This is a genomic window from Streptomyces sp. AC555_RSS877 (assembly GCF_019049245.1).
Taxonomy (GTDB): domain Bacteria; phylum Actinomycetota; class Actinomycetes; order Streptomycetales; family Streptomycetaceae; genus Streptomyces.
Genome location: NZ_JAGMUK010000040.1, coordinates 83,334 through 104,634, shown reverse-complemented (window position 1 = coordinate 104,634; position 21,301 = coordinate 83,334). Strand labels below are relative to the sequence as shown.

Sequence of the window (21,301 nt, the reverse complement as noted above, 5' to 3'; positions counted from 1 at the left end):
GGGCGGACATGGCGAAGACGTCTCTGGGCCTGTCGCGGGCGGCCCGGCTCGTGAGCGCGGTCGCGGTGCTCGGTCTGCTGACCGCCTGCGGCGGCGGTGACGGTGGTGACGGCACGGCGAGTGCTCCGCAGAGGGTGTCCGGCACGGCCGCGCCCGCGACCGGGGACACCTCCTCCGCCGCCGCCTCCGTGAGCGCCCGCTGTCACACCTCCGAGCTGCGCGCATCCGTCGGGCGCAACGATCCGGGGGCCGGGCAGGAGAACTTCCCGATCGTCCTGACCAACGCGTCGGGCCGTACCTGCACCGTGCGCGGCCACCCGGGCGCCGCCTTCCTCGACGCGTCCGGGAAGCAGCTGGGACCGGACCCGAGGCGTTCCGCGGACACACCCGTGACAGTGCGGCTGGCGCCGGGGAGGAGTGCCTGGGCCGGGCTGACCTTCTCCCATCCCGGGGTCAGCGGGGCACGTGCGGCCACCCCGAAGTCGCTGCTGGTGACCCCGCCGGACGAGCGGGACCCGCTGAAGGTGGCATGGACGGCCGGGCCGGTTCCCGTGTCCGGCAACGCGTCCTCGGTGCGCCTGACGGTCTTCGCCGCCGGCACCGGCCCCTGAGCCGCCGACGGGCGGGCCGGCCGAGGCGCTCACCGGTCTCTTACCGACGTCTGCTTCGATGGCCGGGCACCGCCTGACTCGTTCCGAAGGACCCAGCACTGAACGCCCCGCTCGCCGAGACCCTGTCCGTCGCCCTGCTCGTCGCCGTCCTCGGCTGGGCCGTACTGCGCCCCTTCGGCCGGCCGGAGGCGGTGCTGGCGGTCCCGGCGGCGGGAGTGGTGATCGCGGCCGGGGCGATCTCTCCGGCGCACGCGCAGGCCGAGGCCGAGCGGCTGGGACCTGTGGTCGGATTCCTCGCCGCGGTGCTGGTGCTCGCCCACTTCTGCGACGTCGAGGGGCTCTTCCAGGCCTGCGGGGCGTGGCTGGCCCGGCGGGCGGCGGGGTCGCCCGGGCGGCTGCTGACGGGGGTCTTCGTCCTGGCGTCGACGATCACGGCCGTCCTCAGTCTGGACGCCACCGTGGTGCTGCTCACGCCGGTGGTGTTCGCCACGGCCGCCCGGATGGGGGTCCGGGCCGGGCCGCACGTCCACGCGTGCGCGCACCTGTCGAACACTGCCTCGCTGCTGCTGCCGGTCTCCAATCTCACCAACCTGCTGGCGTTCGCGGCGAGCGGGCTGAGCTTCACACGGTTCGCGGCGCTGATGGCATTGCCCTGGCTGGTCGCGATCGCCGCCGAGTACGCGGTCTTCCGGCGCTTCTTCGCACGCGACCTGGCAGAGGTCACCCACTCCCCCGACTCCGCCGAGGCGCCCGAGCTGCCGCTGTTCGCGCTCGTCACCGTCGCCTGCACGCTGGCCGGGTTCGTCGTGACCTCCGCCCTCGGCGTCGAACCGGCCTGGGCCGCGCTGGCGGGCGCGCTCGTCCTGGCCGGGCGGGCTCTGGTCCGGCGGCAGGCCACCCCGTTGACCGTGGTGCGGGCGGCGGCGCCGGCCTTCCTGGCGTTCGTGCTCGCGCTCGGCGTCGTCGTGCGCGCGGTGGTCGACAACGGCCTCGCCGACGCGCTGCGGCACGCCCTGCCCGACGGGACGGGACTCGTCGCGCTGCTCGGCATCGCCGCGCTGGCCGCCGTACTGGCGAACCTGATCAACAATCTGCCCGCGGTCCTGGTCCTGCTGCCGCTGACCGCCTCGGCCGGACCGGGCGCGGTCCTCGCGGTGCTGCTCGGCGTGAACATCGGCCCGAACCTGACCTACGCCGGGTCGCTGGCCACGCTGCTGTGGCGGCGCATCGCTCACGAGCACGGCCACGACGTCGAGCTCGGGGAGTTCACCCGGCTCGGCCTGCTCGCCACACCGGCCGCGCTGGTGGCGGCCGTGGTGGCACTGTGGGCGTCGCTTCAGGTCGTCGGGGCCTGAAGCGCGGGCCTCGTGGAGAGGTGGGGTCGCGTCAGTTGGGGTAGCGGCCGTCGCCTGAGCCGTACCCGTAACCGCCGTACCCGGGGTACCCGCCGTACCCGCCGCCGTACTGGCCGTTGCCCGAGCAGTAGTACGGGTTGTACTGGCAGGGCCCGCTGGTGGGGTACGGGTACGTGGCCGTCGGGGTGGGCGTGGGCGAGGCCTTGGGGGTCGACGGCGTCGCGGACGGCGTGGGGGTGGGCTTCGGGGTCGGCGTCCTCGACGGCTCGGGCGTGGGCGCGGGCACCTTCGCCAGGGTGCTGTCCCCGCCCCAGTTGACCACCTCCATCTGGAGGTCGGTCTTCGAGGTGTCGATCACCCAGCGCTGCGCGGGGCTGTCGTCGCGGGTCTTGACGACCAGCGAGCCCCCTCCGTCGGTGGCGGCGGGGGTCAGGGCCAGGTCCTGGTCCCAGCGCGGCACGAGCATGCCCTGGAGGGTGAAGTCGTAGCGGACGCCCTTGGCCTCCGCCTTGGCCGCGCCGGCGCACGGGGCCAACCGCACCGAGTAGCCGAGGTGGGAGTCCAGGCACAGGTCGGGGTCGTCCGCGTTGCGCAGCAGCCCGTCGGGCTCGTACGACCACTGCTGGGCGGCGTCCGAGGTGCAGTCGGTGAGCTCGGTCTCCGCGGCCTCGACGGCCTTCTCGCCCACGACGCCGACGCACAGCCCGGACGCCACGTTGTGCAGCCGGCCGCGCATGGTGCCCTGCTCGCCGTCGCCGGAGCCGACCCAGGACGGGTCGGCGCTCGCGGTGCCGGGGTCGCCGTCGGGCGCCTCGGAGGTACGGTCGCCGTCGGCCTGGGTGGTGTCGTCGGAGGAGCCGAGCGAGGACCACAGGACCAGCGGGAGGACGATCAACCCGCTCACGGTCAGGACGGCCGCGGTGAGGTTGCGGCGGGAGACGCGGCGGGAGGCCTTGTGCGTGGAGCGGCGGGAGGCGGTGCGGGGGCCTGCCGGGGGTGCCGACGCCGCCCGTGCGGACGCCTCGAAGGCCTCCACCGCTGCGGCGGCCGGGTGCCGGGCGTCCGTCGCCGGGACGGCGGCCGCTCGCGGGGCGGCCGAGGGCAGGGCCGGCGTCGTCGCCATGAAGGACTCGCCCACCACGGCCGGCCGCTGGGCCTGCGCCTCCGCCTCGCGGGCGACGTCGTGCACGTGGGCGCGTGCCTCCAGATAGGCGTACGCGCCCCAGCCGAGGACCGCCTCGGCGAGTGCGCCGCCGAGGCCCGCGTTGAACTGGTGCAGCTGGTCGGCGGTGTGCCGACAGTGCTTGCATCCGTCCAGGTGTCCGCGCAGGTCGGCGTCGATGTCGGCACCGCCGCGTCGATAGGTCACGTCCAGCAGCCGGAGGTAGTGGCGGCACTCCTGCTCGGGGGCGAGTTCGCGGTGGACCTGGAGGCACTCCTCCCGCAACCGCTCGCGGGCGCGCCGCAGTTCGACGCGGGCGTCCTCCTCGCTCAGGCCCAGCAGGGCTGCGGGGGTGCCGAGCGGTTCGGCCTCGACCTCGGTGTGCCACAGCAGGCAGCGGGCGGACTGCGGCAGCCGCTGGAACGCCCCGGACAGCAGCCGGCGGTGGGCCGGCGGCAGCAGGCGGGCGGCGACGCGGTCCCCGCCACCACTCACGGCCCTCAGCTCCGGGTGCAGCATGTCGCGTCTGTGGTCGCCGTCCCACTCCGCCGCGATGCGGCGCACGGTGACGAGCAACTGGGGGCGCCAGGCGGAGGTCGGCCCGTTCTGGCGCAGTGTCTCTCCGAAGAGCCGGGTGAATGCTGCGGTGGTGAGCATTCCCGCGGGGCGGGCGCCGTCAGTGCACAGCCGTGCGTAGGCGAAGGCCGCTTCCCAGTGCCGGTCGAGGAGTTCACCGACCGGCTGGAGGGCGGGTGTCGCCCCACTCCACTTCTTGAGCTCGGCGCTCAGTTGCTCGTCCGTGGCGTCGGAGGGACGAGCGGGAGTCGGGGAATTCGACAGGCCTGCGTCTTTCACAGCGGCATTCCTCCGAGGGCGTTCTGTACAAGTCCATACCAAGGGGTATGCGGTGCCGCCGACAAGGCGCCGAGGTTCATCCGCACAGGGTTCGGCATCTCGAACGCCCACCAGGGGCAGCTCTTTTGAAGCATGGGGAGCGTACGGGAGCGGCCTCGTGCGCACAGGAGAGACGTTATTGTCCGTGCGCCGACAACGCACACCTTTGCACAGGTCAGCGAGACGTAACAAGTGATCCAGCGGATTTGTGCATTGCGTTACGGCCGAGGGTATTTGACGACGGGTCAATAGCGTCCCCTTTGCGACACCTTTACAGATGCCGCGCTATCGCCCGGGCAAATGGCAACGGTATTCACTTGGTTCCGCTTCGACTTCGCGCCAACCATTGAAGGCCCACTCCACCGCGGATCGAGGCTGCCTTCCCGCTCACCCGCCAACCATTGGGCCGCCGCTCCGGTAGGCGCCGGGCGGCATGCCGTAGCGCTCGCGGAAGACCCGGTTGAAGTGGAAGGGGCTGGCGAAGCCGGAAGCCGCGGCAACGCGTTCCACCGACAGATCGGTGCTTTCCAGCAGCCGGGCGGCGTGGTGCAGCCGCGCCTCACGCAGCGCCCGCATCGGTGACCGGCCGAGCTGCTGGGTGAACAGGTGGGCGAACCGGGAGGGGGACAACCGGACGCTCTCGGCGAGCGATTCGACGGTGTGCGGCGCCCCCGGGTCGGCCGCGAGCAGCTCTTGGGCCCGGCGCACCCGCGGGTCGACACCCGGCAGCGGTGCCGTGGTGCGCGCGGCGCCGGCGGTGAGCAGGACGACCTCCTCCAGCGCGCACAGGGCGAGTTCGCGGGCCGCGGTGCCGTGCGCCACGGCGACCTGCTCCCGGTCGGCGTCGGAGGCGGGCGGCGCCCCGGCGCCCGTCCAGCGGGCGTCGGGAAGCATGCGGTGGAAGGCCGCCTCGATCCGGGCGGACGCGCCGGCCGGGGCCGGGGTGACGACGTACAGGCCGTCGCCGACGTCGTACGGGCGCAGCCAGGCGCGCCAGGACGGTCTGGCCTGGCAGTGCACCCACCAGAACCGCCAGTGCGGGGCGCCCGGTTCGACGTCGTACTCGTGCCGGACGCCCGGGGCGAGCACGACCAGGTCCCCCACGCCGGCCCGCGCCTGCGCCGCCCCCTGGCGAAGCCGGCCCCGTCCGCCGGTCGTCCAGGTGAACAGCCAGCTGTCGGCGCCGCGGGGCCGGTTCACGCCGTACCCCGGCACCTGGTCGAAGTGTCCGACGACGACCAGACCCGGCGGCGGGCCCGGATCACCGGGCGCGGCGGTCTCGGGCAATCCGTCAGCGGTCACGGGCATCCTCCTCGGGGACGCGGCGGCCTAGCGTGTCTGCCGAGGACACCGGACCGAGGAGCGGATGTATGACAGCCACGGACATCGGCGCCACCGGCGCTCCCATCCTGCCCGAGGACGGGCTGCGCCAGTTCACCGAGGACGGTTTCACCGTCGTGCGGGGGCTGTTCCGCAACGACGAGACCGACCGGGTGTGTGCCGCGTTCGCGGCGCTGCACGCGGCCGGGCCGGTTCCCGGGCACTTCGAGCCGCGCGCGTCGGCCGATCCGCTGCAGCGGTATCCGAGGGTGCTGCACCCGCACGAGATCGACGGCCTGTCGCGGGACGTGCTGCTGGACGCGCGGCTGCGCGAGGTGCTGGAGACCCTGCTCGGTGAGGAGGTGCTGGCCGCGCAGAGCATGTTCTACTTCAAGCCGCCCGGGGCGCGGGGCCAGGCGTTGCACCAGGACAACTTCTATCTGCGGGCGGAGCCGGGCACGTGTGTGGCGGCCTGGCTCGCCTGCGACGTCATCGACCGGGACAACGGCGGCCTGGAGGTCGTCCCCGGCACGCACCGGATGGGACTGTTCTGCCCGGAGGAGGCGGACCCCGAGACGTCCTTCGCACGGGAGTACGTGCCCCCGCCGCCGGGCCTGTCGCCCGTACCCGTCGACATGGAGCCGGGGGACGTCCTGTTCTTCAACGGCAGCCTGGTGCACGGCTCGCAGCCCAACCGCACCGCAGACCGGTTCCGCCGCTCGTTCATCGGCCACTACGTCGGCCGTTCCACCGAGCGCATCGGGCACTACTACCGCACGCTGGCGATGAGCGGCGACCGGGTGCCGCTGCCGCAGAGCGCGGGCGCGGGTCCGTGCGGCACGGAGTTCGCACCGCTCGGACCGCACTGAGCGAAGCTCAGGAGTGACCCTGGACCGGGTGCGGAGAGTAGGGCCGCTCCAGCTCCTCGATCTCCTTGCCGCCGAGTTCGAGTTCGACGGCCGCCACCGCGTCCTCGAGGTGCCGCGCCCGGGAGGCACCGACGATCGGCGCGGCCACCGTGTCCTGGTGCAGCAGCCAGGCGAGGGCCACCTGGGCGCGCGGGACACCCCGTTCCTCCGCGATGCGGGTGACGGCCTCGACGATGGTGCGGTCGCCCTCCGTGTACAGGCGGCTGCCGAAGTCGTCGTTGGCGCTGCGCTCGGTGACGGTGCCCCAGTCCCGGGTGAGCCGGCCGCGGGCGAGCGGGCTCCACGGCAGGACGCCGACGCCCTGGTCCGCGCAGAGCGGCAGCATCTCGCGCTCCTCCTCGCGGTAGAGGAGGTTGTAGTGGTTCTGCATGGAGACGAACCTGGTCCAGCCGTGGCGTTCGGCCGTGTACTGCATCTTCGAGAACTGCCACGCGAACATCGAACTGGCCCCGATGTAGCGCACCTTGCCCGCCTTCACCAGGTCGTGCAGGGCCTCCATCGTCTCCTCGACCGGGGTGTGCGGGTCGTAGCGGTGGATCTGGTAGAGGTCGACGTAGTCGGTGCCGAGGCGGCTGAGGCTGTGGTCGATCTCGGTCATGATCGCCTTGCGGGACAGTCCCGCGCCGTTGGGTCCGGGCCGCATCCGGCCGTTCACCTTGGTCGCGAGGACGATCTCGTCGCGGCGGGCGAAGTCGGCGAGGGCCCGGCCGACGATCTCCTCACTGGTGCCGTCGGAGTACACGTTGGCGGTGTCGAAGAAGGTGATCCCGGCCTCCACCGCCTGCCGGATCAGCGGACGGGACGCCTCCTCGTCGAGGGTCCACTCGTGCGCGCCGCGGTCGGGCAGGCCGTAGGTCATGCAGCCCAGACAGATCCGCGAGACGTCCAGGCCCGTCGAACCGAGCTTCACGTACTGCATCGTTGCCGCTCCTGCCTTCGGGATGGGTACGAAGGGGAGCGTACGGCTTCGCCCCCGCTCGAAGTCCAGCGGCGGCTTCGGCTGCCGTCGGCTTCCCGCCGATGGGCACCGTCCGGCTCACCCCAGCAGGTCAAGCGCCCGCTCCCACGGGAACTCCGGGCGCGTGCCGTCCTCCCCCGGGTCGCCGGAGTACGGTTCGCCGAACCTCACCCCCATGGCGCGCAGCCGCGTGAGACTGTCCTGGTAGGCGGGGTGGGCGGCGAGGGCGTCGGCCACGCACGGCAGGACGGCCACCGGGACGCCCAGGCCGTACGTCTCGCACAGGGTCGCCACGGCGAGGGTGTCGGCGAGTCCGGCCGCCCACTTGTTGACCGTGTTGAAGGTGGCGGGAGCGACCACGACGGCGTCCGGCGGCGGGAAGGGGCGCGGGTCGCCCGGGCTGCGCCAGGCCGAGCGGATCGGCCGCCCGGTCTGCGCCTCGACGGCGGCGGTGTCGAAGAAGCCGTTCAGCGCGACGGGCGTCGCGATCACCCCGACCTCCCAGTCGCGTTCCCGGGCGGCGGCGATCAGCCTGCTGACGTCCACCGCGATCTGGGCGGCACAGACGACGACGTAGAGGAAGGGTTTCCCGTCCGGTTCGGCCATCCCGGAACCCTACTGAAGCCGCGTGGCGGCGCATCGCGGAGGCCGGAGGGAGCCTCAGCCCACCGTCTCGGACACCGTGACGGCGCCGACGGGGCAGGCCCGGGCGGCCTCCCGGCCGGGCAGGAGGTCGGCCGGGGGCGGTCGCCGCACCCTCGGAAAACGGGTTGTCCCCGCACGGCCGCCACCCCCAGGATCTGGCCATGCTGAAAACCGATGCCCCGCTGCCGCCGACCGCCACCGCCGTTCGTCCGGTGCGCGTCCAGCAGCAGCCCGGCCGTCCATGGAGGCCCACGCTCGCGCGCTCATGACCGCCGCGCTCGTCGCGGGCCTGCTCGCGGGGTACGGCATCGCCGTCCCTGTCGGCGCGGTCGGCGCCTACCTGGTCTCCCTCACCGCTCGTACGTCCCTGCGGACCGGCGCCTGCGCCGCACTCGGCGTCGCGGCCGCCGACGGACTGTACGCCCTCGTGGCCACCCTCGGCGGCTCCGCCCTCGCCGGCGCGCTGCGGCCGGTGCTCGGGCCGCTGCGCTGGGCCTCCGCCCTGGTCCTGGTGGCGCTCGCGGTCCTCGGCGTGGTCACGGCCGTACGGCAGTACCGCGGCCACCGGCTCGCCACCCGCGCCGACCCGCCTCCGCCGAGCCCCGCACGGGCCTTCCTGGCCCTGCTCGGGATCACCTTGCTCAACCCCACCACCGTGATCTACTTCGCCGCCCTGGTGCTCGGCACCCGTGCCGAGGAGGCCGTACGGCCTCTGGAACAAGGGGTGTTCGTGCTGGCGGCCTTCGTCGCGTCGGCGAGCTGGCAGCTGCTGCTCGCCGGGGGCGGCGCCCTGCTGGGCCGGGCTCTGACCGGCCACCGGGGGCGGCTGGCGACGGCACTTCTGTCGAGCGGGGTGATGACGGCGTTGGCCGTGCGGATGCTGGTGGCTCCGTCGTGAACGGCCCGGCCTGTCGTGCGGTGCGGTCCCGACGGTGCCGGACGCGCTCGGAGGGTGCGGACCCCGGCGAAGTAGTGGCCGGGGGGCACTCTTCGGGGCTGTTGGGGAACGCTGTACGGATGAAAAGCGTTCGTACCGGTGTTCAACCGCGGTACGGACGAGCCGTAGTCGACGACGATGGGACGGATGCCATGCCTCTCGAAGGCCAGTACGAACCCAGCCCCACGGAATGGGTACGCAAGCAGGTCGAGGAGTACGAGAGCTCCGGCGGCACGAAGGGCACCACCATGATGGGGATGCCCGTCATCCTGCTCACGACCCTCGGCGCGAAGAGCGGCAGGCTACGGAAGACACCGCTGATGCGCGTCGAGCACGAGGGGCGTTACGCCGCGGTCGCCTCCCTGGGCGGGGCGCCCAAGCACCCGGTCTGGTACCACAACGTCAAGTCCGACCCCCGGGTGGAACTCCAGGACGGCCCGGTGAAGCAGGACATGACGGCCCGTGAGGTCACCGGCGCGGAGAAGGCCGAGTGGTGGGAGCGCGCGGTCGCCGCGTACCCGCCCTACGCCGACTACCAGAAGAAGACAGAGCGGGAGATACCGGTCTTCGTGCTGGAGCCCTCGGAAGGTAACTGAACCTCCCGGAAAGAATTCTCGGCTCGGGACGCATGGTGCCGCGTCCGCCGGGCACCCGAGCCTCAGGCCCCGCCGCGTTCCCCCGTCGCGGCGGGGCTTTCCGCTGCCTCGGCGGTCGGCCGGTCGGTCACGTCGAGGAAGATCTGGCCGGCCTCCGGGACGGTACTGGCGACGGACCGCTTGATCCGTACCGCGACCTCCTCGACCCGCTCACTGTCCAGTCCGGGCACCAGGTCGACACGGGCGGCCACCAGGAGCGAGTCCAGCCCCATCTTCATCGTGAACAGCTCCTCCACGCTGTCGATCTCGGGCTGCGCCGCCAGCAGCACCCGGATCCTGCCGCTGGACTCCGGGTCGGCGGCCTCCCCGATCAGCTGGTCCCGTGCCTCGCGGCCGAGGCGGTAGGCCACGTAGACGAGCAGGGCACCGATCGCCAGCGACGCGGACGCCTCCCACACGACCTGCCCGGTGACCATGTGCAGCGCCATGCCGGCCATCGCGAGGGTGACGCCGAGCACCGCCGTGCCGTCCTCGGCGACGACCGTGCGCAGCGCCGGGTCGCGCAGGCCGTCCATGCCCCGGCCCTGCCGGCGTACCTGGTACAGGGCCCTGACCAGCGAGAGTCCTTCTGCGATGAGGGCGACGCCCAGCACGACCAGGCCCGCCACATACCCGCCGAGCGTCTCCTCGGCGCCGTTTCTGAGGGCCTCGATCCCTTGGAAGAAGGAGAAGCAGCCGCCCATCACGAAGATTCCGACGGCCGCGAGGAGCGACCAGAAGAACCGTTCCTTGCCGTAGCCGAAGGGGTGACGCCGGTCGGCGGGGCGGCGGCTGCGGCGCAGCGCGGCGAGCAGGAAGACCTCGTTCATGCTGTCGGCGACGGAGTGCGCGGCCTCCGACAGCAGTGCCGGCGAGGCCGCGAGGAGGCCGCCGACGGCCTTGGCCACCGCGATCACGAGGTTGGCCGTGAGCGCCACGAGCACGGTGACGCGCGTCTTCCGGTCTGCCGTCTCTTCTGAAGATGTACCTGTCACCTCCGCCGACTGCCCCGGTCGATACGGCTCACACCGTGCCGTCGGCGCAAAACGGGGAACGCGTTCACCAGGGCGGTCCGACAGCGGGCAGCCGCACAGCAGGGAGGAAGCATGGGTGCCGGGGACGACGGCAACAGTGAGTACGGCAAGAAGACCTTCACGCGGTCCAAGAGCCACTTCTCGGACCGGATCACCGCGGACGGCCGGGACGGCTGGCCGGTGGAGGCGGGCCGCTACCGGCTGGTGGTGAGCCGCGCCTGCCCGTGGGCGAGCCGCTCGCTGGTCTCCCGGCGTCTCCTCGGCCTGGAGGACGCCCTGTCGCTCGCCGTCGCCGACCCGATCCAGGACGACCGCAGCTGGCGCTTCACCCTCGACGCCGACGACCGCGACCCGGTCCTCGGCATCCGCTACCTCAGCGAGGCCTATGACCGGCGGGAGAGCGACTACCCCGGCGGCGTGAGCGTGCCCGCGATCGTGGACGTGCCGAGCGGGAAGCTGGTCACCAACGACTACCAGCGCATCACCCTGGACCTCGCCACCGAATGGACGGCCCTGCACCGCGACGGTGCGCCCGACCTGTATCCGCAGGCCCTGCGCGACGAGATCGACACGGTGATGGCGGACGTCTACAGGGACGTCAACAACGGCGTGTACCGGGCGGGCTTCGCCACCGGCCAGGAGGAGTACGAGGCCGCCTGCGCGGGCGTCTTCCGCCGGCTGGACCTGCTGACACCCCGGCTCGCCCGGCAGCGGTACCTGGTCGGCGACACCCTCACCGAGGCGGACATCCGGCTGTTCACCACCCTGGTCCGCTTCGACGCCGTCTACCACGGCCACTTCAAGTGCAACCGCTGGAAGCTGGCCGAGAACGAGGTCCTGTGGGCGTACGTCCGCGATCTCTACCAGACACCGGGCTTCGGCGACACCGTCGACTTCGACCACATCAAGCGGCACTACCACCAGGTGCACACCGGCATCAACCCGACCGGCATCGTCCCCCTCGGGCCGGACCTGTCCGGCTGGCAGGCCCCCCATCACCGGGAGGAACTGGGCGGCCGGCCCTTCGGCGACGGGACGCCGCCGGGCCCGGTACCCGAGGACGAGAAGGTCCCGGAAAGCCACCGACCCATCCGCTGACCAAGGAGATTCACGTGGCCAAGAAGAAGAAGCTGCCCCTCGCCTACAAGCCCATCGGCTTCGTGCTGGGCTGGACGAGCGGAACCCTGGCGGGACTCGCCTTCCAGAAGACCTGGAAGGCGATCCGACACGAGGACGACGCGCCCGACGCCCTGGACCGGGACCGCGGCTGGGGAGAGATCCTGCTGGCCGCCGCCATCCAGGGCGCCATCTTCGCCGTGGTGCGCAGCGCGGTGGACCGCACCGGCGCCAAGGCCATCGAACGCTCGACCGGCGTCTGGCCGGCCGACGACAAGGGCGGCCGGGACTGACGACGGCGCACAGGTACGCCCGGGCGGGGCTCAGCCCTGCCCGGGCGGCTCAGCTGTCGGTCAGGGGCTCAGCCCTGGCGGCTCAGCCTGTTCGTCAGGGCCTCAGCCCTGTTTGGGCGCCGTCGACGGGATCAGGCGCACCGTGAAGGAGTGGCCGGCCGGATCGGCGTAGCCGCGTTCCTCGTACGGTCCGGCCACGTCCCTGGTCTCCAGGGGCCGCCCGCCGAGCCCGATCACCTTGCGCTCCGCCTCGTCCAGGTCCTCCACCACGAAGTCGATGTGGGCCTGGAGGGCGTTCTCCGGCCGGGGCCAGCTCGGCGGCGTGGCGTTCACGTCGCGGCGGAAGGCCATGGACATCCCGCCGGCACCCTTGATCTCGACCCGGTTGGCACTCTCGTGCGTCTGCTCGGCGCCCAGCAGCTCCTTGTAGAACACTGCGAGCTTCTCGGGCTCGGCGCAGTCGAGCACGACCACGCCCGCTTTGACCAGTGCCATGTCTCCTCCGAAGGTCCGGGGCGCGGAACGGTGGTGTCCCGCCGCCCTGTACCTAGCGGATATCCCGACCTGGCCGATTCAGTCGGCCGCCCGCGTCAAGCGCCCCCAGTCGAGGGCGCGTTGACACGTGTGGGTGGCGAGGGAGTATACGCAGCTCAACTGGCCTGTGCAGTAACGGACATCACGGCCAGGTCACGGTATAGATCATTTACGCTCTGGGCAGCCTCGTAGCGCTTCTCGGTTCAACTTTCGGCCATAGAAGCCCAGTTCGAGTGCACGGGCGGTCGTCATGACCGCCCGCTCGCAGGGGCGGGGGGCTCTGCGTCACGTCTCCCGAAAGGAAGCACATGCCTCAGGACGTCCGGTTCGACCTCCCCTTCGACACCCCCGTCAGCGAACATCTGGAGTACGCCCGGGCGCGACATCTGCGCTGGATCTGGGACATGGGCCTGGTACGCAGCCTGGCCGGGTTCGAGGAGTACAAGACCTGGGACCTGCCGCAGGCCGCCGCCCGCACCTATCCCCACGCCTCGGCGGACGACATGGTCGTCCTGATGAACTGGTTCTCGCTGGCCTTCCTCTTCGACGACCAGTTCGACGCGCATCAGCCGGACCGCGCGGACCGCATAGCGGAGGTCGCGCGCGAGCTCATCGTCACCCCGCTGCGGCCGGCGGGAATCCGCCCCCGGGTGGTCTGCCCCATCACGCTGGCCTGGGCGGAGGTCTGGAACCATCTGTCCGACGGCATGTCCCTGACCTGGCGGACCCGGTTCGCCGCCTCCTGGGGGCGTTTCCTGGTGGCCCACTGCGAGGAGGTCGACCTGGCGGCCCGTGGCCTCGCGGGAACCCTGGGCGTCGACGAGTACACCGAGTTCCGTCGCCGTACGGTCGGCATCCACCACAGCATCGACGCGGGAGAGCGCAGCCGTGGCTTCGAGGTGCCGTCGCAGGCGATGGCGCACCCGGTGATGGAGAGGATGCGCGATCTGGCCGCGGACACCATCGGCTTCATGAACGACATCCACTCCTTCGAGCGCGAGAAACGCCGGGGCGACGGTCACAACCTGATCGCCGTGCTGCACCGGGAGCGGACCTTCTCGTGGAAGGAGGCGGCCGCCGAGGCGTACCGCATGACGACCGCCTGCCTCGACGAGTACCTGGAACTCGAGGCCCGCGTCCCCGGTATGTGCGACGAGCTCGGCCTCGACGAGGACGAGCGGGCCAGGGTGCGGATGGGAGTGGAGGCCATCCAGCACTGGATCAACGGCAACTACGAGTGGGCGCTGGTGTCGGGCCGCTATGCGGCGGTCAAGGACGGTCCGGCGGCCGCCGCCGAACTGGCAGGACACGGCTCGGTGGACGACCTGCTGGCCGTGTGACGGGACAGCGCTGCCCGGTCGGTGGTCCGACCGGGCAGCGGGAGTGCGCGCAGCGCGCGCTACACGGGGAACTCGACCGGCAGGCTGTCCAGCCGGAACTCCCACGTGGAGGCGGTCGAGCCGAGCTCCTCCGACGGTACGGCCAGCCGCAGACCCGGAAGCCGGTGCAGCAGGACGTCCACGCCGATCTCGATGATGGACTGGCCGATGCTCTGCCCGGGGCACTCGTGCGGGCCCGCGCTGAACGCGAGATGCGACTGGTTGCCCTGGACGGAGACGCCCGGATCGGGCCGGACCTCCGGGTCGAGGTTGCCCGGTGCGAGCCCGAGGACGAGCAGGTCGCCCTCCTGGATGTGATGTCCGCCGAGTTCGAGGTCGGTGGCGGCGAAGCGGCCCGGCATGACCGCCAGCGGCGGCGTGTTCCACATGACCTCCTCCACCACCCCGGAGATGTTCAGCTGACCGCTGACCAGGCCGGAGAGCCGGGAGGCGTCGGTGAGGACCAGTTGCAGCACCCGGGCCAGCAGGTTGCTGGTCGTGGTGTGCCCGGCGATCAGCACCAGACGCAGATGGCTGACGACTTCCTCCATGTCGAGATCCGCGTGGTGCTCGAGCAGGGCGGTCGTGAAGTCCGAGCCCGGTTCGGCCTTCTTGCGTCCGGCGAGTTCGCCGAGGATCTCGATGATGCGGTCGTTGTGGGCGAGTGCCCCCTCGCCGCCCTTGAGGACCTGGGCGCAGGACTCGACCAGGCTGCGGCCCTCCGCCGCGGGGAGGCCGAGGATGCGGGTGAGGACCAGCATCGGCAGGTGCTCGGCGTAGTCCGCCACCAGGTCGGCCCGCCCGGTGGCCGCGAACGCGTCGATCTGCTTGTTCGCGAAGTGCGTGACGTGCCGCCGGATCCCGCGGCCGGTCGCGGCCTGCAGGCCGTCGGTGACGGCACCGCGCAGCCTGCGGTGCGGCTCGCCGTCCTGGGAGACACAGTCGGGGCGCCAGCCGAGCATCGGGATCAGCGGTGAGGTCTCCTCGACCCGGCCGTCCTGCCAGTCCCGCCAGATCCGCGCGTCCCGGCTGAACTGGCGGGGGTTGTCCAGCACCCGCCGGTTGTCGCGGTAGCCGAGGACCAGCCAGGCGGCGATGTCTCCTTCGAGCAGGACGGGCGCGACGGAGCCGTGTTCCTTGCGCAGCCGCTCATAGATGCCGTGCGGGTCGGTCGCCGCCTCCGGTCCGTACAGCCGGGCGGGATCGGTCCCGCCGTGGGCGACGGGGCACCCGCGCGGGGCGTCGGGGCCGTCTAAGGTCTGATCGTTCATCGGGGCTCCAGTGCGACGGCGGAGCGTTCCTTCAAGTGACGTATCAGGGCCACGAGTACGTCACGGCTGGAGGCCCGGTCGCGGGCGTCGCAGGCCACGATCGGGGTGTGCGGGGAGATGTCCAGGGCGTCCCGGATCTCTTCGACCGGGTGGTTCGTGGAGTCGGGGAAGACGTTCAGGGCGATCACGAAGGGGACGTTCTGCCGCTCCATCTCCTCGATCGCCCGGAAGCTGGAGGCGAGCCGGCGGGTGTCCACCAGGACGACCGCGCCGAGCGCGCCCTTGAACAGGCCGTTCCACAGGAACCAGAAGCGCTCCTGGCCGGGCGTGCCGAACAGGTAGAGCACCAGCTTCTCGTTGATGCCGATCTTGCCGAAGTCCAGGCTGACCGTGGTCTCGGTCTTGTCGGCGACGCCGATGAGGTGGTCGACGTCGGCGCTGGCCTGGGTGAGGGTCTCCTCGGTGGTCAGCGGCTTGATGTCGCTGACCGAGCGGACCATCGTGGTCTTCCCGGTCCCGAAGCCGCCGGCGATCATCACCTTCACCGAGCGGGTGCCCCCGGCATCCGGCCCGCCGGGATGGTCAAAGCCTTTGAAGTCCACTGAGTACCTCCTCAAGGAGCGCGAGGTCTGGCCCGCGACCGGCGTCGTGTGCCGGAATGGGGTCACGGGCTTCGACGCGGCCTGCCTCGAGCAGATCCGCCAGCAGCACCGCGAGAATGTTGAAGGGCAATCCGAGATGGGCGCCGAGTTCGGCCACCGACAGCGGATCGCGGCAGCGCCGAAGGATCTCCTCGTGCTCGTGCTGCATACCCGGTACGGGAGCGGTGCGGGAGACGATGAGGGTCGCCACGTCGAGACTCGACGCCGAACCGCCCGGTCCGCTACGTCCTCCGGTCAGGACGTAGTAGCGCTCGAGACCGGACGGGTCCGTGGGCCGACGGGGAGCACTCATCCAGAGTGCTCCTCCAGGCGCGGAGTGGTGCCGAGGAGCTCACCCATCCGGCGGGCCAGATCCCTCATCTGGTGTCCGAGCAGCCCTTGGTCGAGGCCTTCCCTGGCGAGGACGCCGAGGTACGTCTCCACCCCGGCGCGTACGACGAAGAGATGACCGCCGTCGACCTCGATCATCGCCAGCCTGAGCTGCCCCGCGTACTTGGGGAACTGTTCGGCGACCGGCTGGGCCAGCGCCTGCAGGCCGGCCACCACGGCCGCGAATCGGTCCACGTCGTCGGGGTCTTCGGCACCAAAGGAGGTGATTGCCTTGCCGTCGCTCGAGGCCACGAGGGCGAAGCGGATCTCCGGGATGGATTCCACCAGATCGCGCAGCGCCCAGCTCACGTCGGTTCCCTGTTGCGTCATGGGACTAGTCGCTCTCTTCAGTGCGGTGCTCTGCGGACTCGCGGCCGTCGGCCGTCCCCGTCGCCTCGACGGACTCGCGTCCGGCGGTGGCGAAGGCGGCCAGGCCGGTGAAGGAGGCGTCGGGCGGGACGGCCAGGACGCCGGTCTCCTCGGTCCGCTCGACGCGCTCGGCCGGCTGGTGCCGCTCCGCCTCGTTCCGCTTGCTCCTGCGCTTGGGCAGTCCGCCGGGCGTGGTGTCCACGGCGTCGGTCTCCTCCGCCGCGGACTCGACGGCGGCCGGGACCTGCGCCGGGGTGGCCGCGGCCACCGGTGCCGTGGCCGCGGGGGTGACCGCGGGCAGCTGGCTGAAGTACTTGTGCGGGACCACGACCACCACCGAGGTGCCGAGCCAGGGGGAGTCCGCGAAGGTGACGCGGATCCCGTAGCGGCGCGCGAGGGCGCCCACGACCCGCAGGCCGAGGTTGGCGTCCTCCGAGACGCCGCCGAGGCCCGGTCCGGCCCCGGTGCCCGCGAGGGCGTTCTCGGCTTCGCGCTTCTTCTCCTCGCTCAGGCCCTTGCCGGAGTCCTGGATCTCGATGCCGACGCCGTTGGGGACCTCCTTGCCGGAGACGATCACCGGCTCGGTGGGCGGCGAGTAGCGGGCCGCGTTGTCCAGCAGGTGGGCGAAGACCAGCGTGAGGTGGTCGACCAGACCGCCGTCGACGCCGAGTTCGGGCAGGTGGCGCACCTGGACACGGTGGAAGTCCTTGATCCGGCCGATGCCGCCGCGCACCACGCTGAGCAGACGCTGCGGCTCCTGCCACTGCCGGCCGGGCCGGTCCGAGCCGCCGAGCACGCCGATACTGGCGGCGAGACAGTCGGCGGGGCCGATCTCCTGGTCGAGCTCCATCAGGCCGCGGGCGACGGCCGGCAGCCGGCCGTGCTCGCCCTGCATCTCGTGCAGGCGACCGCGGAGCTTGCTGGTCAGCACGTGGATGCGGTTGCCGATGCTGATGACGGCCTGCTCGGCGGAGGTCGAGCGGTTGAACTCCTCCTCGACACCGATCAGCGCGGTCCTGAGGATCTTGCGGAGTTCGGCCTGGAGGTCGGCACTGACCTTGGCGCACTGGTTGGTGCTGGGCAGCAGGTCGTCGATGGCGTCGCCGTCACGCAGGCGCTTGAGCGCGTCCGGCAGTTGTTCGCCGGCGAGGCGGGCGACCGCGTCCTGCTGGTGCGTCAGCTGCTCCTTCCAGACCTCGGCCTGGTCGGCGAGCTGCGACTCGTAGGACGTGGCCTGGTCGGCGAGCCGTGCCTCGTACGCGGAGGTCTGCTCGGCGAGCCGTGCCTCGAACGTCCGTGACTGCTCGACCAGTTGCACCTCGTAGGCGCCCGCCTGGTCGGCGAACTGCGCCTCCTGGGCGGCGCGTTCGGCCGAGAACTTCCGCTCCAGGCCGGCGACGTGCTGCTGCCACTGCTGGGAGTGCTCGGCCTGCGAGGTACGGAAGGAGCCCTCCGCGCGGCGCAGTTCGGTCCGGGCACGGAGCAGGAGGCGAACGCACACCGCACTGGCTGCCGTCGCGGCGACACCGGCGACGGCGGCGGTTATTCGCTCCGAGCTCATGAACGTGGCGGCAACCGTTCCGCCTCCTAAGGCCAGCGGCATCAGCCACCAGCTGTACCAGGCGACAGGGGCCCGCGCCGCCGGGGGCGGAGTGGCGAGTTCCATCTGCATCCTTCGAAGCGACACGATCCAACAAGGGGGGTGTTCAGGGGGACCGCACTCATGAGTACGCACCACGCGACGACCGATCGAAATCGCGTCAACTCGCAGCGCCGAACCGGAGCTTATCGGGTTTGAGGCTGAAAGGATCAAACCCGCCCGCCTGGCGGAGGTGAGGGTTCCGTCACTCTCCGAACAAGAACCCACACATCGACAAATCCCTTTACGTACCTAAGGGGTTGCCCCGCACCTCCCCGCCGCAGTCGCCTTCATGGACAGCTGTCCAGCTATAGTGGACACTCGTCCAAGAAATCGAGGAAGCGACTGATGGAGATCCTGGCGAATGTGCTGGTCGGTCTGGTGGCCGCCCTGCACGGCTACATCCTGGTGATGGAAGTGTTCCTGTGGCAGAAGAAGCCCGGCAGGGCGCTGCACGGGTTCGATCGCGAGATGGCCGCGGCGACCGCGCCGATGGCCGCCAACCAGGGGCTGTACAACGGGTTTCTCGCGGCGGGGCTGGTGTGGGGGCTCGTCGCCTCGGATCCCACCGGCTTCCGTGTGCAGGTGTTCTTCCTCGTCTGTGTCGTCGTCGCCGGCGTCTTCGGCTCCGTCACCGCGAACCGCCGCATCCTGTTCGCCCAGGCCCTGCCGGGCGCGCTCGCCCTGGCTGCCGTCCTGCTGGCCCGGTGAGCGGGGACGCCCCGCAGGACCCGCGGGCCGCGCGCACCCGGGCGCGGCTGCGGCAGGCCCTGCTCGACGAGTGTGCCGAGCGGCCCCTCGCGGAGGTCGGCGTGACAGCGCTGGTGCGCCGCGCCGGGGTGGGACGGGCCACCTTCTACGTCCACTACGACGGCCTGGAGGCGCTGGCGGTCGACGCCTGCGCGGACGTCGTACGCGAGGCCGTGGACGCGCTGCACGCCTGGCGCGGCCTGCCCGACCCGGTGCACGCGCCGCCCGCGCTGGCGGAGTTCTTCGACTCGCTCGCCCCGCGGGCCGCGCTGTACCGGGTGCTGATGACCCCGGGCGGCGGTGGCCCGCTGGGCCGGGTGCTGCACCGGGATCTGCGCGCCTACAGCCTGCGCGAGCGCGAACTCACGGGCGCGGCGGACGCCCCGCTGGTCGCCTCGGCCGTCGCCGCCACCTTCGCCGGGGTCCTGGCCGACTGGCTGCACGGCCTTCTCGAAGCCGACGCCCACGAGATCGCCGACCAGGTCTGGCAGTTGCTGGTCGCCCTGCACGCGAGCCGCTGAGAGCTCACTTGCAGGCCACTCCCCGTTCGGCCAGGGGCCAGGCCTCCACGCCGTCGGGGGTGCGGACGTACGCCCTGGACGGATCGTCCGTCAGCCACAACTCCCGTTCGTCCAGGCGGTATCCGGTGTCCCGGGCGTCCTCGGGCAGGCGGACGTCCCCGTCGTACGGGGCGGCGAGCTGGTCCCTGTCGAACACCGTGCCGGGATCGCGGACGTACTGCCGGCCGTCCTCCCCGCGGCCCAGCTGCAGGAAGTGCGCGCTCTGCCAGTCGCAGTGTTCCGGACCGGGGCCGCTGCTCACGGTGGTGGTGGGCAGGCGCTTCCCGCTCCGGTCGGTCCAGATCTCGTACCCCTGGGAGTCGGTGAAACGCGCCGGGAGTTCGGCCGGGTCGCAGGAGGCGTTGACCTCCGGGCCCCAACCCGGCGCGCCCTTGCGGTCCTTGGCGACGACGACGGCCACCTTGGTCCTGCCCGCCACGTCGTAGGAGTAGAGGACGCGGCCGTCCTCCTCGCGCTCCGCGCGGTAGCCGGACCGGGGAGCCTCCGGCTGCTCGATGTCGAAGTACAGCTTCAGCCCCTCCTCGGGGGTCGAACCGCCGTCCCCCTTGCTCCACCTCTCGCCCTGGCCGCCCGAGTAGACCTCCCCGTCGCACTCCAGCGCCCGCCCCGCGGCGCCCGACTCGATGAGCGCGGCCTGCTCGGTGCTCTCGTCCAGGTCCTTCGTGGGCAGGTACAGCGGTCCGCTGTAGGGCGCGGCCGGGGGCGTGCCCTCGACCACCGGGTCCACGTCCTCCCCGGCACCGCACCCCACGGCCGCCGTCGTCGCCAGCACCGACACAGCCACCGCCACAAGCCTTCTACGCATGCCGCCCCCGTCTTCGTCCGCCGTTGCCTGATCTTCCGACGCGGCAGCCGTACGGAACGTTCAGCGGGCCGCCGACTGGAACGTCCGCCGGTACGCCTGGGGCGAGACCCCGATGGAGGCGTGCAGGTGCTGGCGCAGGGAGGCGCCCGTGGCGAAGCCGACCCGTCCCGCGATCTGGTCCACGGACAGGTCGCTGGCCTCCAGCAGGTGCCGGGCACGGGCCACGCGCTGCTGGATCAGCCATCGGCCGGGGCTGAGGCCGACCTCCTCGTTGAAGCGGCGGGCGAACGTGCGCGGGCTCATCCGGGCGTGGCCGGCGAGGTCGGCCAGGGCCAAGGGCTCGCCGAGGCGTTCCAGGGCCCAGGCGCGGGTCGCGGCGGTGCTCGCGGCGCCCTGTTCCGGGACCGGCTGCTCGATGTACTGGGCCTGGCCGCCGTCCCGGAACGGCGGGACCACGCAGCGGCGGGCGACCGTGTTGGCCAGTTCGCTGCCGTGGTCCTGGCGGACCACGTGCAGGCAGACGTCCACGCCGGAGGCGGCTCCGGCCGAGGTGAGGATGCGGCCGTCGTCGACGAAGAGGACGTCGGGGTCGAGGGCGATGTGCGGGTACATGCGCCGGAACAGGTCGGCGAGCTGCCAGTGGGTCGTGGCCCTGCGGCCGTCGAGCAGCCCGGCCGCGGCGAGGACGAACGCGCCCGTGCAGATGGAGACGATCCGCGCGTCGGGGCGGATGCGTGCGAGGGCTGCCGCGACCTCTTCGGGGAGGTCGGCGGTCACCCGGGAGGGCGAGACGGGCGCGATCACCACGGTGTCGGCCGTGGCGATGATCTCGGGGCCGTGTTCGACGCCGATGGTGAAGTCCGCGTCGCTGCGCACCGGGCGGCCGTCGACGGTGCAGGTCAGCACCTCGTACCGGCCGTCGGCGGCGCCGAGGATCCGGCTGGGGATGCCCAGTTCGAAGGGGTACACACCGTCGAGGGCCAGCACCACGACCCGCTCGACTCCCTTGACCCGCTCCACAAGCGTCATGGCAAGATGCTATCGAAGGTTGGC

Annotated in this window: 23 protein-coding genes; 10 read left to right on the top strand and 13 right to left on the bottom strand. The window is 71.9% G+C overall.

Features of this window, described 5'->3' with window-relative positions:
* Positions 1-8: 8 nt before the first annotated feature.
* A complete protein-coding gene (locus KUM49_RS17820) occupies positions 9-611 on the top strand; it encodes a DUF4232 domain-containing protein (RefSeq protein WP_217237835.1) in 603 nt (200 codons plus the stop codon).
* Between the two features lie 98 nt (positions 612-709).
* Positions 710-1,966, top strand: coding sequence for an SLC13 family permease (locus tag KUM49_RS17815; RefSeq protein WP_217238237.1), 1,257 nt, complete (start codon positions 710-712; stop codon positions 1,964-1,966).
* Positions 1,967-1,997: 31 nt separating this feature from the next.
* Here the strand turns inward: KUM49_RS17815 and KUM49_RS17810 are convergent, their stop codons facing one another.
* Positions 1,998-3,983, bottom strand: coding sequence for an RICIN domain-containing protein (locus KUM49_RS17810; protein WP_217237834.1), 1,986 nt, complete (start codon positions 3,981-3,983; stop codon positions 1,998-2,000).
* Positions 3,984-4,409: 426 nt separating this feature from the next.
* Positions 4,410-5,330 (bottom strand): helix-turn-helix domain-containing protein, encoded by a 921-nt coding sequence (locus KUM49_RS17805; RefSeq protein WP_217237833.1) that lies wholly within the window; start codon positions 5,328-5,330, stop codon positions 4,410-4,412.
* Between the two features lie 62 nt (positions 5,331-5,392).
* On the opposite strand from KUM49_RS17805, the gene KUM49_RS17800 reads away from it, so the two are divergent.
* A complete protein-coding gene (locus KUM49_RS17800) occupies positions 5,393-6,211 on the top strand; it encodes a phytanoyl-CoA dioxygenase family protein (RefSeq protein WP_217237832.1) in 819 nt (272 codons plus the stop codon).
* Positions 6,212-6,218: 7 nt separating this feature from the next.
* Here the strand turns inward: KUM49_RS17800 and KUM49_RS17795 are convergent, their stop codons facing one another.
* Positions 6,219-7,190, bottom strand: a complete 972-nt coding sequence (locus KUM49_RS17795; RefSeq protein ID WP_217237831.1) for an aldo/keto reductase — start codon at positions 7,188-7,190, stop codon at positions 6,219-6,221.
* Positions 7,191-7,307: 117 nt separating this feature from the next.
* Complete coding sequence (locus KUM49_RS17790) at positions 7,308-7,835, bottom strand: flavoprotein (RefSeq protein ID WP_217237830.1); 528 nt, start codon at positions 7,833-7,835, stop codon at positions 7,308-7,310.
* Between the two features lie 304 nt (positions 7,836-8,139).
* Here KUM49_RS17790 and KUM49_RS17785 point away from each other — a divergent pair, with 304 nt between their 5' ends.
* Positions 8,140-8,772: a LysE family transporter gene (locus tag KUM49_RS17785; protein WP_217237829.1), complete on the top strand. Its 633-nt coding sequence runs from the start codon at positions 8,140-8,142 to the stop codon at positions 8,770-8,772.
* Between the two features lie 191 nt (positions 8,773-8,963).
* Positions 8,964-9,407 (top strand): nitroreductase family deazaflavin-dependent oxidoreductase, encoded by a 444-nt coding sequence (locus KUM49_RS17780; RefSeq protein WP_217237828.1) that lies wholly within the window; start codon positions 8,964-8,966, stop codon positions 9,405-9,407.
* A gap of 62 nt (positions 9,408-9,469) precedes the next feature.
* Here the strand turns inward: KUM49_RS17780 and KUM49_RS17775 are convergent, their stop codons facing one another.
* The gene (locus tag KUM49_RS17775) at positions 9,470-10,441 is read right to left on the bottom strand and encodes a cation diffusion facilitator family transporter (RefSeq protein WP_308406653.1); all 972 of its coding nucleotides are present in this window, start codon (positions 10,439-10,441) and stop codon (positions 9,470-9,472) included.
* 111 nt (positions 10,442-10,552) lie between these two features.
* On the opposite strand from KUM49_RS17775, the gene KUM49_RS17770 reads away from it, so the two are divergent.
* Together KUM49_RS17770 and KUM49_RS17765 are read left to right on the top strand one after the other, a co-directional pair.
* On the top strand, positions 10,553-11,578 hold the full coding sequence (locus KUM49_RS17770; RefSeq protein ID WP_217237827.1) for a glutathione S-transferase family protein: 1,026 nt from the start codon (positions 10,553-10,555) through the stop codon (positions 11,576-11,578).
* Positions 11,579-11,592: 14 nt separating this feature from the next.
* Positions 11,593-11,889: a DUF4235 domain-containing protein gene (locus KUM49_RS17765; RefSeq protein WP_217237826.1), complete on the top strand. Its 297-nt coding sequence runs from the start codon at positions 11,593-11,595 to the stop codon at positions 11,887-11,889.
* 102 nt (positions 11,890-11,991) lie between these two features.
* Here KUM49_RS17765 and KUM49_RS17760 read toward each other — a convergent pair whose 3' ends face one another.
* Entirely contained in the window at positions 11,992-12,384 is a 393-nt protein-coding gene (locus tag KUM49_RS17760; RefSeq protein WP_217237825.1) for a VOC family protein, read from the bottom strand.
* Between the two features lie 347 nt (positions 12,385-12,731).
* Here KUM49_RS17760 and KUM49_RS17755 point away from each other — a divergent pair, with 347 nt between their 5' ends.
* Positions 12,732-13,763, top strand: coding sequence for a 7-epi-alpha-eudesmol synthase (locus KUM49_RS17755; protein WP_217237824.1), 1,032 nt, complete (start codon positions 12,732-12,734; stop codon positions 13,761-13,763).
* A 59-nt stretch (positions 13,764-13,822) separates the two neighbouring features.
* Here KUM49_RS17755 and KUM49_RS17750 read toward each other — a convergent pair whose 3' ends face one another.
* Genes KUM49_RS17750 through KUM49_RS17730 form a run of 5 tightly spaced genes read right to left on the bottom strand, consistent with a single transcriptional unit; the run spans position 13,823 to position 18,139 of the window.
* Complete coding sequence (locus tag KUM49_RS17750) at positions 13,823-15,073, bottom strand: cytochrome P450 (RefSeq protein ID WP_217237823.1); 1,251 nt, start codon at positions 15,071-15,073, stop codon at positions 13,823-13,825.
* Positions 15,070-15,675 (bottom strand): ATP/GTP-binding protein, encoded by a 606-nt coding sequence (locus KUM49_RS17745; protein ID WP_217237822.1) that lies wholly within the window; start codon positions 15,673-15,675, stop codon positions 15,070-15,072. Before KUM49_RS17745 ends, KUM49_RS17750 begins: the two co-directional genes overlap by 4 nt.
* Positions 15,656-16,027, bottom strand: coding sequence for a DUF742 domain-containing protein (locus KUM49_RS17740; RefSeq protein WP_217237821.1), 372 nt, complete (start codon positions 16,025-16,027; stop codon positions 15,656-15,658). Before KUM49_RS17740 ends, KUM49_RS17745 begins: the two co-directional genes overlap by 20 nt.
* Positions 16,024-16,434, bottom strand: a complete 411-nt coding sequence (locus tag KUM49_RS17735; protein WP_030043913.1) for a roadblock/LC7 domain-containing protein — start codon at positions 16,432-16,434, stop codon at positions 16,024-16,026. Before KUM49_RS17735 ends, KUM49_RS17740 begins: the two co-directional genes overlap by 4 nt.
* 4 nt (positions 16,435-16,438) lie before the next feature.
* A complete protein-coding gene (locus KUM49_RS17730) occupies positions 16,439-18,139 on the bottom strand; it encodes an ATP-binding protein (RefSeq protein ID WP_217237820.1) in 1,701 nt (566 codons plus the stop codon).
* Positions 18,140-18,460: 321 nt separating this feature from the next.
* On the opposite strand from KUM49_RS17730, the gene KUM49_RS17725 reads away from it, so the two are divergent.
* Together KUM49_RS17725 and KUM49_RS17720 are read left to right on the top strand one after the other, a co-directional pair.
* Positions 18,461-18,823 (top strand): DUF1304 domain-containing protein, encoded by a 363-nt coding sequence (locus KUM49_RS17725; protein ID WP_217237819.1) that lies wholly within the window; start codon positions 18,461-18,463, stop codon positions 18,821-18,823.
* Entirely contained in the window at positions 18,820-19,383 is a 564-nt protein-coding gene (locus tag KUM49_RS17720; RefSeq protein ID WP_217237818.1) for a TetR/AcrR family transcriptional regulator, read from the top strand. Before KUM49_RS17725 ends, KUM49_RS17720 begins: the two co-directional genes overlap by 4 nt.
* A 4-nt stretch (positions 19,384-19,387) precedes the next feature.
* On the opposite strand, the gene KUM49_RS17715 is transcribed toward KUM49_RS17720, so the two are convergent.
* Together KUM49_RS17715 and KUM49_RS17710 are read right to left on the bottom strand one after the other, a co-directional pair.
* The gene (locus KUM49_RS17715) at positions 19,388-20,248 is read right to left on the bottom strand and encodes a hypothetical protein (protein WP_217237817.1); all 861 of its coding nucleotides are present in this window, start codon (positions 20,246-20,248) and stop codon (positions 19,388-19,390) included.
* Positions 20,249-20,308: 60 nt separating this feature from the next.
* Complete coding sequence (locus KUM49_RS17710) at positions 20,309-21,277, bottom strand: GlxA family transcriptional regulator (protein WP_217237816.1); 969 nt, start codon at positions 21,275-21,277, stop codon at positions 20,309-20,311.
* Between the last annotated feature and the right edge of the window lie 24 nt (positions 21,278-21,301).